Source organism: Staphylococcus sp. HMSC36A10 (assembly GCF_001838845.1).
In the GTDB taxonomy this organism is placed as follows: domain Bacteria; phylum Bacillota; class Bacilli; order Staphylococcales; family Staphylococcaceae; genus Staphylococcus; species Staphylococcus aureus.
The window spans coordinates 51,552-65,849 of sequence record NZ_KV839105.1 but is presented as its reverse complement, the minus strand read 5'-3'; the positions used below and the strand labels follow the sequence as shown (position 1 = coordinate 65,849).

Here is a 14,298-nt window from a genome sequence, read left to right as displayed (position 1 = left end):
AATCATAAGATAATGTTCACTCTATTAATGATACGTTCATTAATAAACGTAGGACATGTTAGTTATAAAGGTGTATTCATATTATTAAAAACACTAGTTCACAGCGACCACTAGCTCTCTGATGATTTCAAATAATATTACTTGTCCTTTTATCCTATTCTTTATGCATTTTCCCTAATTATAATTAACGTTAAAATAAAAGTCAAATTGCTTAAATATGGTATACTATACGTAATTTAGGAGGTTAAAGATGACGAATCAAGACAACAATCATCAATTGAATCATCGTATATATCATTTTGAAAAGATATATAAAGCTATCAAACATGTCATTGTTTTTATATTTATGATTTTCATTGCCATCGTTGCTATCGCTGTGATTGCGATGTCTTTATATTTTCATCATTTAACTAAAACGTCCGACTCATTATCAGATGATGCTTTAATAAAAAAAGTTCGACAAATACCTGGCGATGAATTATTAGATCATAATAACAAAAATTTATTATATGAGTATAACCATTCTCAAAACTCACTCATTATAGGCCCTAAAACATCAAGTCCAAATGTCATTAAAGCATTAACGTCATCTGAAGACACTTTATTTTATAAACATGATGGCATCTTACCAAAGGCGATTTTAAGAGCAATGATACAAGATATTTTTAATACTGATCAAAGTTCAGGTGGTAGCACAATTACACAACAACTTGTTAAAAATCAAGTTCTTACCAACGAAAAAACATATAGTAGAAAAGCAAATGAACTTCGCCTAGCAATTAGATTAGAACACCTACTCTCAAAAGATGAAATTATATATACATATTTAAATATAGTTCCCTTCGGTAGAGATTATAATGGCGCTAATATTTCCGGAATTGCATCCGCTTCATATAGTTTGTTTGGTATTCCACCAAAAGATTTATCAATTGCACAATCTGCATACCTTATCGGTTTGTTGCAAAGCCCTTATGGCTATACACCCTACGAAAAAGATGGAACATTAAAATCGGATAAAGAGTTGAAATATAGTATTCAAAGACAACATTATGTATTAAAGCGTATGTTAATCGAAGATCAAATCACTGAAAAAGAATACAACGACGCATTAAAATATGATATTAAATCACATTTGTTAAATCGAAAAAAGCGTTAATTGATGCTCACTTTTTAAAGTAACCACAACAATGAATCCAAATATTAAAAACAGCAGTAAGATTATTTTCAATTAGAAAATTTCTCACTGCTGTTCTTTTTATTTACTCTAAAGGAAAGCCATTAAACCAATCAATAGTTTATAAATTAATTGCTTTCACATTGTCTACAAAGTTAATCATACATATGCTATATTTAGTTAATTATTTAGATTCTTTTCTGAATTTAGGAATGAATAAAGCTAACATACCTAATAACGCATATAAGCCCCACCATGATTGGCTTGAAGTTGTTTCTCCAGTTTTTGGTAGCATTTTAGATTGACTAAGTTTGTTTTCTTTCGATGGTGTGCCGGCTTTTTCTTTTGTTTTCACTGTTTTATCTACAGTTTTATGAATATCACTCGGCAGATGTTCAGTTGTTTTTTTGTCAGTAACTTTGTCTGTATTATTATAATTTTGTTTCACTACGTCAAGCTTTGCTGCTTTTCCAGTATGATTATTTTTATCGGCAATATGATTCAGCTGTATGACTTTGTCTTTATTTTTATTAGAGTCTTTATCAGTATCGACATTAGATGGCATACCAACGCTATTATCGGCATCTTTATCCACATTTCTATCAGTGTCTTTAGCAATTTGAGTATCCATTTCTTTAAGATCATACTTATCGAAGTGAGTGTTATTCATCATATTTGTTGATGAATGATCAATATTTAGATGCGCATCTTTGTCAACACTACTATCAGTATCTTTAACCATGTCAGACTCTGGTTCTATCACATCTGCTTTATCAGACGCATCTTTAGGATTTGTTGCAGTGCTGCTATTTTCAGCTACATCTGTATCAGCAACCTTATCTTCTTGTCCTGTTTGTACATTTAGCGGTTCACTCGTGTTATTTTGTGATGTATCATCATCTTTTGTATTGATATCCTGATTTATAATTCTGACATGATATTGACCTTCATAACCAATGTTTGCCACAACGACTTTAACAATCGCATTGTAAACTGCTTTGTCAGGTATATATGGGAAAATCAGCGTTCTAGAATTATTTTTAGGATCTTTAGAAACAGTAGTGACACGTTTACCTTCTACAATTAAATCTTTCCAGTAACTGTCATCCTTTGTTTTCATCACTACATATTTTTGACCATTTAAAGTTGCTGTATAGAATGGATGTTCAACAAAGCCGTCCATAACTGACTCACTATTTTCTTCACTTTCAAAAACAACAAAATGCGCTTCTTGTAAATCTGTTAATTGATCATTTGTAGGTGTAACATTTTCAAATTCCGTCACTGCTGATTTAACTTGATCAGCTAACTCTACTCTAGTTTGATCTAATTTCTTTTTATATTCCGCCTTATATTTTTCTGGCAATTTCTCTTGTAATTTTTCTAATTCATAAACTTGTCTTTCTAACGTTTTAGCTTTGTGATACGGAGCTAATAATTTTTGTAAATTGTATGTTTCTTCATCCACATAGTCGTCTGGGTTATTAGTAATAGGCTGTGCAAAGACCATTAGCGTATAATCATAGTCTTCATGGATGTTCTCACCATATTCAATAGATGACACAATTTTAACTTCTCTCGTACCATTAGATACTGGGAAACGAATATAGGCATAATCTTTATCAGAATCATATGATACTAATTCGACTGGTAACTTTTTGTCACCTTCATAAACTTCAAATTTCTTCCATGTTGAAGCTGTCTTTAAACCTAATTCAATTATTGGTCCTGTTTTTGTAAAAATGACAGTTGCTGGTTCAACAGTACTAGCATAATGATAGAACTGTCTTTCACCTTTATCATTTTTCATTTGAAAATCAATTGGTCGCCAATTATCAGCTGTATGTTCTTTATCGATGATAGCCGGGTTTTTAATTGCATCTTGTAGTGATTCATCTGCTGGTGGATACTGTTGATTAACATCCGACTGATTACTTGACTCATTCGTTTTATCGTTAGTATTACCATTAGAATTTGTTTCATGAGCTGGTTGGCTTGACGCTTGATCTGCATTCGTTGACGATTTTGGTTGTGCAGGTTGACTCATATTGGTCGTTGCCTGCGGTTGATTATTAGCATTGTTGATCGTTGATGTATTTTGATTAGATGTATTCGTGTTTGTTTGATTACTTGCGACTGAACTTGATTGATCATTCGTTACTACTGCATCATTTGTATCTGATTTTACAAGTGAAGGATCGTTATAAATAGGTTTAGCAAATACTAATTTAGTATAATCATAATTTGTTTCTTCTCCATCATCAATTTGAGTCGAAGAAACAATTTTCAATTCTTGTGTGCCATCTGAAACTGGGAATCGAATATAGGCATGGTCTTCTGGTACAGGACTATATGATACAAGTCTCACTGGCAATTTTTGATTGTTTTCATAGACTTCAAACTTTTTCCATGTTGAAGCAGTATTGATGTCTAATTCAACTTCTGCTTTCTTTTTAGTGTAATACACATCTGCTGGATCTTTGATGCTGAAAAAGTGATAGTACTGCGTTTCATTGTTTTTATCTAATAATTGGAAATTGACTTGTTCTCTTGGACCTATATCATGTTCTTTATTTTCTAATGCAGGATCTTTAATTGCATCTTTAAGTGATTCATCCGCTGCAGGATAGTTTTTCGCAGTGTTTGCTGGTTGCGTAGCAGGTTGTGTTTGATTTGTATCCTTTGGTGGCTGAGTTGTAGTTGCATTATTATTTTGATTTTCCGAGATTTTATCTGAAGTATTTGTATTTTCTGCTGCTTGCGCTTGATGTTGAGAAGTAATTAAAAATAGTGTACTGACAATGACCGATGCAACGCCTAGAGTTGATTTTCTAATAGAATAGAAAGACCTTAATTTTGGGTGATGTTTGTTCATGTTGTTAACAACTCCTATAAGATTATATTTAATTGATAATAATTATCAATATCAATTATTAGTGTTAATTGTAGCGCATCCCAATTAAATATTGCAACCTATTTTATTAACTTTTTTTAATATGTAATATTCATTGCATCGCTTTCCTATTCTTCAAGCCCACTTTTTATCTTCATATACATTAATTAACCACCTTCAAACATTGTCGTTAGATTCGCCAAATTGAATCTATTTTTAGCACAGCAAAAAACCGAACTGCTGAAATAATGCATCTCCAACAGTCCGGTCTATTAAACTATTTACTTATCTTTATTAAACAATTGACATGATTTATTAGAATAACCCAATTGCATGACCATCATCAGTAACATCCATGTTTAATGCTGCTGGTTTTTTAGGTAAACCAGGCATAGTCATGATTGCACCTGTCAACGCTACGATAAATCCTGCACCTGTTTTCGCTTCTAATTCACGAATTGTAATTTCAAATCCTGATGGTGCACCTAACAACGTTTGATCATCTGAGAATGAATATTGTGTTTTCGCCATACATACTGGGTAATTATCCCAACCATTTTCTTTAAATTGTTTTAATTGTTTTTGCGCTTTACTGCTAAACGTTACTTTTGAACCGCCATAGATTTCAGTCACAATCTTTTCAATCTTTTGCTCTAATGGTAATTCTAATTCATATAAAGGTTTAAATGAATTAGGTTGATCAATGACTTCTAATACTTCATTTGCTAAGTCAACGCCACCTTTACCACCTTTTTCCCAAACTTCAGTTAAGGCAATTCGTACGTTATTTTCTTTAGCCCAAGATTTTACATATTCTACTTCTGCATCGGTATCATGTATAAATGCATTAATTGCAACAACCGGTTCTACACCGAATTTTTTAATATTATTAACATGACGCTCTAAATTAACAATTCCTGCTTTTACTGCTTCTACATTTTCTTCTTTTAAATTATCTTTCGCTACACCACCATGCATTTTTAACGCACGAATTGTCGCAACAACAACGACAGCTGCCGGATCAAATCCTGCTTCACGCGCTTTAATATCCATGAATTTTTCAGCGCCTAAGTCTGAACCAAATCCAGCTTCCGTTACAACGATATCAGCTAAATCACGTGCTGTTTCAGTTGCTAAAATTGAGTTACAACCGTGTGCGATATTCGCAAATGGTCCACCATGAACTAATGCAGGTGTCCCTTCAATTGATTGTACTAAGTTTGGTTTTATTGCATCTTTTAAAATCATTGCAAGTGCACCTTCCACTTTTAAATCTGCAACTGTAACTGGCTTGCGATCTCTAGTGTAACCAATAGTAATACGACTAATTTTATCTTTTAAGTCTTTAATACTTCTACTTAAACATAAAATCGCCATAATTTCAGACGCTACTGTAATATTAAAGCCATCTTCACGTGGTACACCATTTGTAGGTCCACCTAACCCAACGTTTACATGTCTAAGTGCACGATCATTCATATCTAATACACGTTTCCACTCAATACGTCTTTGATCGATTCCTAATTCGTTACCTTGGTGAATATGATTATCGATAAACGCAGACAATGCATTATTTGCAGTTGTAATCGCATGGAAATCTCCGTTGAAATGTAAGTTGATATCTTCCATAGGTAAGACTTGCGCATAACCACCACCAGTCGCACCACCTTTGATACCAAATGTTGGTCCTAAAGCAGGCTCTCTTAATGCAACCATAACGTTTTTATTTAACTCATGGAATGCATCAGCTAAACCAACTGTAACCGTTGATTTACCTTCACCAGCTGGTGTTGGGCTCATCGCAGTTACTAAAACAACTTTCCCTTTGTTTTCTCTTGGCGTAATTTTATTAATGTCGATTTTAGCTTTGTAATGACCATAAGGTTCTAATGCATCCTCTGAAATACCTACTGATGCAGCAATATCCTTAATTGGTTGTAGTGTTGATTGATTCGCAATATCTAAATCTGATAAATGAGTCAACTTTTTTCGCCCCTTTTTGTTTAATTTATGCATTTATAATATGTAAGTTGTAGCTAAGAAATTTTTACTTACATTCATATAATAACGAACTGTTAAAAACTTGTCGACTAAATCGGGTTAGCGCTTTCATTTTTGCAATAAATTCACTTATTAAAGTTTTGTATTATAAAACTTTTAGCGTTTGATACTATTGATAACTATATTTTTCTATTATTTAAAATAATCATCTTCCAAAGATTATATTAAAAATAAAAAGCAATATAAAGATATGCCATTATTGTTATGTCATCATTTTCAAATGCTTTCTACGAAATGATATGACACAAGTTAACAGCTCTTTATATTGCTTATCGTAAAGTAAACGATTATTTAAACATTGACATGAAATATGTTGTCACCCTTTATTCTTCGAAAAAAATCTTCAATAACATTCATGTCATTATTCCATTGTACTTAAATCCCCAGCATCTAAATTTAATTCCCAAGCTTTTAATACACGTCTCATAATTTTACCTGACCGTGTTTTAGGTAATTTATCTTTAAATTCGATTTCACGTGGTGCTGCATGTGCCGACAAACCTTCTTTAACAAATATACGAATTTCTTCTTTTAATTCGTCTGTTGGTTCATATCCTTTTCTCAGTGCAACAAACGCCTTAATTATTTCACCGCGAACCGGATCTGGTTTACCAATAATTCCTGCTTCGGCAACTGCTTCGTGTTCAACCAATTTAGACTCAACCTCAAATGGTCCAACTCGTTCACCAGCTGTCATAATTACATCATCAACACGTCCTTGGAACCAGAAGTAACCATCTTCATCTTTATATGCCGAATCACCAGATACATACCAGTCTCCAATAAAATATGATTTATATTTTTCTGGATTCTTCCAGATACGATACATCATTGATGGCCAGCCTTTTTTTATAGCAAGGTTGCCCATTCGATTTGGTGGTAATTCATTACCTGCATCATCGATAATTGCAGCTTGAATACCAGGTAATGGTTTGCCCATTGAGCCAAGCTTGACGTCCATCGTTGGATAGTTAACAATCATATGTCCACCTGTTTCTGTCATCCACCAAGTATCTAACACCGTTAAACCGTATACTTTTTTCGCCCATTTTATAACTTCAGGATTTAAAGGCTCACCTACTGATAGAATCGAACGTAACGATGACAAGTCATATTTCTCAACAATATCGTCACCAGCACTCATTAACATTCTTAAAGCTGTTGGTGCCGTATACCAAATCGTCACTTTAAAATCTTCAATCATACTATACCACTGTTCTGGTGAAAAGCGACCACCAGCTATACAATTTGTAGCGCCATTTAACCATGGTGCAAAAATACCATAAGATGTTCCTGTAACCCAACCTGGATCTGCTGTACACCAATAAACATCATCTTCTTGTAAATCTAATACATATTTTCCAGAAATATAGTGCACTAACATTGCTTGTTGAACATGCAATACACCTTTAGGTTGCCCAGTAGAACCTGATGTATAATGTAAAATCAAACCATCATCCGACTTTAACCATTCAATGTCAAATTCATCGCTAGCAGTTTCCATCAAACTAATGAAGTCTATGTAATTGTCTTCTACATCCTCATCTACGACAACAATTTTTTTCAAGTTCGGTAATTTATCTACAGGTACTCGAGGTAACAATGCCTTATTAGTAATTAACACTTTAGCTTCACTGTTCTCTAATCTATCCGCAACTGCCTTTTCCATAAATGCTTCAAATAACGGCCCAACAATTGCACCAATTTTTAAAACACCTAACAACGCAAAATATAGTTCAGGTGTACGCGACATAAATATAAATACTCTGTCACCTTTGTCAACTTCTGCATGTTCAGACAAAACATTCGCTGCTTTATTAGATAACCGTTGCATATCTTTATAAGTATACGATTCTTTTCTGTGCTCATCTTTGTAATTTAACGCTATTTTATCCCCTAATCCTTGATCTACATGGCGATCTATACATTCATATGCCATGTTCATTTTTCCAGTTTCACTCCAAGAAAATGCTTGTTCTACGTCTTTCCAATCAAAAGTATTATATGTTTCTTCATAATCTTTAAGGTTATGTTTACCTTGCGCTCCTTTATAAACTTCGACTTTCATTTGAAACTCCCCCTTTGTTATGTGAAAACGCTTTCTTTCTCAATATTATACATAACATTTCTAATTATTCAAAATTTTTACTTTTATCCTTTTTCTAGTATTAATTATTGTAAATTTTCTATATAATGAATTTAATACAATCACGACGTCGATTGAGGAGTTGAAAATATGAATCATTTAAAGACGTATCAATCCGAAGATTATTACATTCATGACAAGCAATTTGTTATTGAAGGTCCTTTAACACACGAAGATTTGAAAGCGCTTACTTTCGATGCGCATTTAACCGCATTTAGAGATGCTGAAGATCAGTATAAAGCTTTGTTAGAAATTACAACATTACCAGAAGGTAGAATTTATGTTGCTCGCCAAGATCAACTCATTGTGGGTTATGTCACTTTCCACTATCCTGATGAAATTGAGCGCTGGTCTACAGGTAAGCTTCCATATTTAATCGAATTGGGGGCAATTGAAGTCAGCATCAATTTTAGGCAATTACAACTTGCAGAAAAGCTGATACAACTTAGCCTTTCTACACCAGAATTCGAGAATTATATCGTTATAACTACAGAATATTACTGGCATTGGGATTTAAAAAATTCAAAGTTAGATGTATTTGACTATAAAAAATTAATGCAGCGGTTAATGGCAACTGGTGGACTTGAAATATTCGCTACAGATGATCCAGAAATAACAAGTCATCCAGCTAATTGTTTAATGGCAAGAATTGGCAAAAACATTACATTAGAACAGCAACAAGCGTTTGATGATATTCGTTATATGAATCGGTTTTTCTTTTAATTTTTGGAATATCGGAGGGATTATATGCAACAACATTCATCAAAAACTGCATATGTTTATTCAGATAAGTTATTACAATATCGATTTCATGACCAACATCCCTTCAATCAAATGCGTTTAAAATTAACAACAGAGCTACTTTTGAATGCAAATTTATTGTCTCCAGAACAAATAGTACAACCTAGAATTGCAACAGATGACGAATTAATGTTAATTCATAAATATGATTACGTCGAAGCTATTAAGCATGCTTCACATGGCATTATCAGTGAAGATGAGGCTAAGAAATATGGATTAAATGATGAAGAGAATGGTCAATTTAAGCATATGCACCGTCATAGTGCCACAATTGTTGGAGGCGCTTTAACTTTAGCAGATCTTATTATGTCAGGCAAAGTATTAAATGGTTGTCACTTAGGTGGTGGTTTGCATCACGCTCAACCTGGTCGAGCAAGTGGTTTTTGTATATACAATGATATTGCAATTACCGCACAATACTTAGCTAAAGAATACAATCAACGCGTTTTAATCATAGATACCGATGCACATCATGGAGATGGTACACAATGGAGTTTCTATGCCGATAACCATGTTACTACTTATTCTATCCATGAAACCGGAAAGTTTCTATTCCCAGGCTCTGGTCACTATACTGAACGCGGTGAAGATATCGGCTATGGACACACTGTAAATGTCCCACTTGAACCGTATACAGAAGATGCATCATTTTTGGAGTGTTTTAAATTAACAGTTGAGCCTGTCGTAAAGAGTTTTAAACCTGATATTATTCTAAGCGTAAATGGTGTCGATATACATTATCGTGATCCACTAACTCATCTAAATTGTACGTTACATTCATTATATGAAATTCCATATTTTGTAAAATATTTAGCTGATTCTTATACGAATGGAAAGGTAATTATGTTTGGTGGCGGAGGCTACAATATTTGGAGAGTCGTACCACGTGCATGGAGTCATGTATTCTTAAGTTTAATTGATCAACCAATTCAAACTGGTTATTTACCGTTAGAATGGATTAATAAATGGAAACATTATTCATCTGAATTATTACCTAAAAGATGGGAAGATCGTTTAAATGATTATACCTATGTCCCCCGCACAAAAGAAATTAGTGAAAAAAATAAAAAATTAGCTTTACATATAGCGAGTTGGTACGAATCTACTCGTCAATAAGTAACCTAATCTGCAACAATTTTAAAAGATAAATAAAAGGCATTCTTCCAACACCCATATAATTCGGGTCGTTAGATGAATGCCTAATTTTGTGAATTTATTTTGTAGTTCCTCGGTATTCAATTCTGTGAGGTAAAACTACATTTGGTTCTTCTATCTTTTCATCGTTCATATATTTTGTTAATAAGCGCATCCCTACTGCACCGATATCATATAATGGTTGAATAACACTAGAAAGTTGTGGTCTAACCATCTCAACTAAACGTGTATTATTGAAACTAATAATTTGTAATTCCTCTGGAACTTTAATACCAGCATCCATTGCACTATGCATAATACCAATAGCTTCTTCGTCACTGATACATAATATAGCATCTGGAAGATTACCTTTCATTTTGGCAAAAGCTTTTACGCCTTCTTTATAACTTTCAGCACCAGAACAATTCAATGTATCACCTAATTGAAGACCATTTTTATTTAACACTTCAGTTAAACCTTCTAAAACATCTTCTTGAGCTTTTTTAGAATGTTCTCCACCTACTAAAGCAAATGATTTAGCGCCTTTTTCAATTAATTCTCCCGTAATTTCTTTCGCAGCTTCAGTAAAATCAATATTAACTGATGCTATATGTGCATCCTTACCATTTGTTCCTGATACTACTACAGGTACAGATGATTGATTTATCAATTCTTTCATTTCTTCAGTAATTGTACCACCAAGGAAAATAATACCATCAACTTGTTTACTTAATAAGTTATTAAAAATTTCTTTTTCCTTTTCAGGATCGTTATCTGAATTTGAAATAATTGAGTGATATTTATACATTGTTGCAATATCTTCAAGTCCACGAGCAAGTTGTGAATAATAGATATTAGATATATCTGGAATGATCACACCTACTGTTGTTGTCTTTTTACTAGCTAAACCTCTAGCAACAGCATTTGGACGATAATTCAAACGCTTAATGACTTCGTTAACTTTATTTTTAGTTTCTGCTTTAACATTTTGGTTCCCATTAACAACACGCGACACTGTGGCCATAGAGACACGCGCTTCTCTTGCTACATCATATATAGTAACTGTCATAATTTCCTCCTTGTAAACGTTTTATTCATTATAATAACATGTTTTCATTTCATTTTCATAGTTTACCATATTTTAATTTACAGTAACATATTTTTGTTTGGAAAAATTTAGCGAAAAGCTTGAAATAAAAACAACCGCTAAATGATAACGAACGATATATTTTAATTTTATATAAACTTTTTTCATTTTTAATTGTAATATTTTGAGAAAGCCTTTTCAAATATCAATTGCATTTGTTGAAAAATATTCACATTTCAGTAACAAATGTGTGAATCTATTATATTTTACAGATAATTCATAGTTATAATTTTAATTACTGCTATCAGTCATAATCTTTAATAATTGTGAAATTGAACAAGTGTCGAAGTATTATAACAATCGTTAAGTGCAGTATACCTTTATTTCTATACAAAAAATAATAGCCACTCTAAAAGTAATATACTCTTAGAATGGCTATAAGTTTAAAATTGTCGATTCAAAGATAATATTCTACTTCAACATGACATATTAGTTAAGTAGTCTATAGTTTCCTTGGAATATTATTTTAACTTTTTAGCGTTATATAAATCAGCTAAAGGCTTTAATTCATCATAAAATGCTTGGAATTCATCTAAATCCATTTGTTGACCCGCATCACTAAGTGCAACAGATGGATCTGGATGCACCTCAGCCATAACTCCATCAGCACCAACTGCTAATGCTGCTTTCGCAGTTGGTAACATGATATCTTTACGACCTGTACTATGCGTAACATCTACCATGACTGGTAAGTGTGTACCTTGTTTTAAAATTGGTACTGCTGAAATATCTAAAGTGTTACGTGTCGCCTTTTCATAAGTTCGGATTCCACGTTCACATAAAATAATGTTTTGATTACCTTGTGAAGCAATGTATTCAGCTGCATAAACAAACTCTTCGATTGTAGCAGATAAACCACGTTTTAATAGAATAGGCTTTTTCGTACGGCCAGCTTCTTTTAATAACTCGAAGTTTTGCATATTACGTGCACCAATTTGGAATACGTCTAAATACTCATCAGCCACTTCAAAATCATTTGGATTTACGATTTCGCTGACAACATTTAAATCATATTTATCTTTAATCTGTTTAAGTATTTTAAGTCCTTCAACACCTAGGCCTTGGAAATCATATGGTGATGTACGTGGTTTAAATGCACCGCCACGAATAAATTTTTCACCTTTAGCATGTAAGTTTTTAGCAACAGCTTCAACTTGTTCAAATGATTCAACTGAACATGGCCCAAATACAAATGATTTATTGCCGTCTCCAATAATGCCCCCATTATCAAATGTTACAATCGTATCTTCAGGTTTCAACTTACGTGATACATATAAATGTTTTTCATTTTCAGATTTTTGTAAATCTGTAGAGGCTTTGAAAATTTCTTTAAATAATTGCTTAATAGTATTATCGTTGAATGGTCCTTTGTTACTATCGATTAAGTCGTTAAGCATTTCTTTTTCACGTTGTGGATCATAGATACGTGTACCTTGTTTTAATTTTTCTTCCCCAATTTTTTGTGCTAGTTCACCACGTTTAGATAATAAGTCTAAAATTTGATGATTCAGTGATACAATCTCACTTCTGTATGATTCTAATTTATTACTCATCCTTACTCACCTCTACTAATTATTTCAAGTATATTCCACTTTAAAGCAATAAAATATAATGTTAAAAAATATTCTAACAATATCATATGTATAGTTCAACCCTAAATTGACAGAAAATAATCAATTTTCTAATTATATGATTCGAGACTGACATTTCGATTTTCTCAGTCATTATTGGAAAGTTATATTCTATATTGATATTTATTAGCAAATGTTAATCAATTAAATAAGTGTCATTATTATAGCTTATTTTGAGTCAACATTACTGCTTTTAAGAAAAATTTTCGTTTCTATCTTCTATTATAAATCTAAAATTCTCATACATTCAACCTAACGCTTAATAAAAATTAACAACCTTTGTCTTTGTATATTAATATAAATCTATATTGAACATCACTCACCAACACATTCAGCTATATTTAAATTAGTGAACGTCATTGTACCTTCTAAGATTCATTGTTTATTTGATTATCGAATATTTTTCCATCTTCAGCTTAAAATGTGCAATATCACTATTGTAATCTAACGATGTTACAAACAACATAAATACATGGAATGATTGCGTTGCCTTTCAAAATAAACTGATGATATCAAAAAAGGTAAGCACCTGAATGCCTACCTTTTATTTTGAAATTCAAATTTTAAAAATATAATACATAGCTTACTGCTATGATTGATTATTAAACGATTTTAGTAATATTAGTCATTGAATGTACGTTTCTCTATTTTACTATTAGCTTTTTCAACTTTAGCATTTGGCGTTTTTGATGCATTGGATGATTTAGCATTTGTTGTTTTTGAATTCTTATTACTAGTTTGATTATTCTTTTGAGTTGACTTACTTGAACTACTTTGTTTCTTTGCACCTTGTGATGATTTCTTATTATGTTGCTTTTTCTGACCTGAAGTTTTATTTGTAGATGCTTTTGATGCATTTCGTTTATTTGAAGGTGTTGTTTTTTTAGATTGTTTACCTGATTTCTTGTCAACAGCTGTATTATTAGTTGTTTTTTCATCAGCTTTACGTGTAATAACACCATTTTCAAATTTAGCTTCTTTTTGTTTAACAGTGTCTTTATTATCTATATTAACTGTCTCTGTCTCTGATACATCATTCTTTTTAGTAACTAATTGAGGAATTTCTTTCAAGTCATTTTTAGCAACTGGTTTTTCTGCAAATAACGCTTCAGTTAATTGACTCTCTTTTGAACCTGGTGTTAATTTAGCTTGCTTCTGTTTTGCAGCGTTTGCTAATCTTTCAGCTTGTGACTCTTCTTTCGATACCTTTAATGCCACTGCTTTTGATTCTTCATTTGATACAGCTACACTTTTATCTGTTTCTGCTTGTGCTTCTCTTTTAGCTTCTTGAATCTCTTGTGCCTCTTGTGA

General features: G+C 32.4%; 13 protein-coding genes. 4 read left to right on the top strand and 9 right to left on the bottom strand.

The features are described 5' to 3' along the window. Positions 1-250 precede the first annotated feature (250 nt). Positions 251-1,156 carry a transglycosylase domain-containing protein gene (locus HMPREF3247_RS06845; RefSeq protein WP_000184371.1) on the top strand — a complete coding sequence of 302 codons (906 nt, stop codon included), beginning with the start codon at positions 251-253 and terminating at the stop codon, positions 1,154-1,156. Here HMPREF3247_RS06845 and HMPREF3247_RS06840 read toward each other — a convergent pair. Both HMPREF3247_RS06840 and harA read right to left on the bottom strand, forming a co-directional pair. Next, complete coding sequence (locus HMPREF3247_RS06840; protein ID WP_001789987.1) at positions 1,136-1,228, bottom strand: hypothetical protein; 93 nt, start codon at positions 1,226-1,228, stop codon at positions 1,136-1,138. The genes HMPREF3247_RS06845 and HMPREF3247_RS06840 overlap by 21 nt on opposite strands. 130 nt (positions 1,229-1,358) lie before the next feature. Then, positions 1,359-4,049 carry a haptoglobin-binding heme uptake protein HarA gene (gene harA, locus HMPREF3247_RS06835; protein WP_070866214.1) on the bottom strand — a complete coding sequence of 897 codons (2,691 nt, stop codon included), beginning with the start codon at positions 4,047-4,049 and terminating at the stop codon, positions 1,359-1,361. Here harA and HMPREF3247_RS06830 point away from each other — a divergent pair. Further along, entirely contained in the window at positions 4,048-4,137 is a 90-nt protein-coding gene (locus HMPREF3247_RS06830; protein WP_000927785.1) for a hypothetical protein, read from the top strand. The two genes, harA and HMPREF3247_RS06830, sit on opposite strands and share 2 nt — an antisense overlap. 245 nt (positions 4,138-4,382) lie before the next feature. Here HMPREF3247_RS06830 and HMPREF3247_RS06825 read toward each other — a convergent pair whose 3' ends face one another. Both HMPREF3247_RS06825 and acsA read right to left on the bottom strand, forming a co-directional pair. Further along, the gene (locus HMPREF3247_RS06825) at positions 4,383-6,050 is read right to left on the bottom strand and encodes a formate--tetrahydrofolate ligase (RefSeq protein ID WP_000149403.1); all 1,668 of its coding nucleotides are present in this window, start codon (positions 6,048-6,050) and stop codon (positions 4,383-4,385) included. A gap of 439 nt (positions 6,051-6,489) precedes the next feature. After that, a complete protein-coding gene (gene acsA, locus HMPREF3247_RS06820; protein ID WP_000862083.1) occupies positions 6,490-8,196 on the bottom strand; it encodes an acetate--CoA ligase in 1,707 nt (568 codons plus the stop codon). Positions 8,197-8,364: 168 nt separating this feature from the next. Between acsA and HMPREF3247_RS06815 the strand changes: the two genes are divergently transcribed. Then, positions 8,365-8,997: a hypothetical protein gene (locus HMPREF3247_RS06815; RefSeq protein WP_001015996.1), complete on the top strand. Its 633-nt coding sequence runs from the start codon at positions 8,365-8,367 to the stop codon at positions 8,995-8,997. A 24-nt stretch (positions 8,998-9,021) separates the two neighbouring features. Continuing rightward, a complete protein-coding gene (locus HMPREF3247_RS06810; RefSeq protein ID WP_001184007.1) occupies positions 9,022-10,191 on the top strand; it encodes an acetoin utilization protein AcuC in 1,170 nt (389 codons plus the stop codon). Between the two features lie 97 nt (positions 10,192-10,288). Here HMPREF3247_RS06810 and ccpA read toward each other — a convergent pair whose 3' ends face one another. From ccpA to HMPREF3247_RS06785, 5 genes are all read right to left on the bottom strand, one after another. Beyond that, positions 10,289-11,278, bottom strand: a complete 990-nt coding sequence (gene ccpA, locus HMPREF3247_RS06805) for a catabolite control protein A (protein ID WP_000219066.1) — start codon at positions 11,276-11,278, stop codon at positions 10,289-10,291. A gap of 72 nt (positions 11,279-11,350) precedes the next feature. Then, positions 11,351-11,464 (bottom strand): hypothetical protein, encoded by a 114-nt coding sequence (locus HMPREF3247_RS06800; RefSeq protein WP_001803513.1) that lies wholly within the window; start codon positions 11,462-11,464, stop codon positions 11,351-11,353. A 353-nt stretch (positions 11,465-11,817) separates the two neighbouring features. Next, entirely contained in the window at positions 11,818-12,909 is a 1,092-nt protein-coding gene (locus HMPREF3247_RS06795; protein WP_000066378.1) for a bifunctional 3-deoxy-7-phosphoheptulonate synthase/chorismate mutase, read from the bottom strand. 460 nt (positions 12,910-13,369) lie between these two features. Beyond that, the gene (locus HMPREF3247_RS06790; RefSeq protein WP_031789490.1) at positions 13,370-13,453 is read right to left on the bottom strand and encodes a hypothetical protein; all 84 of its coding nucleotides are present in this window, start codon (positions 13,451-13,453) and stop codon (positions 13,370-13,372) included. Positions 13,454-13,608: 155 nt separating this feature from the next. Beyond that, a partial coding sequence (locus tag HMPREF3247_RS06785) for a hypothetical protein (RefSeq protein WP_070866213.1) occupies positions 13,609-14,298 on the bottom strand: 690 nt, incomplete at its 5' end.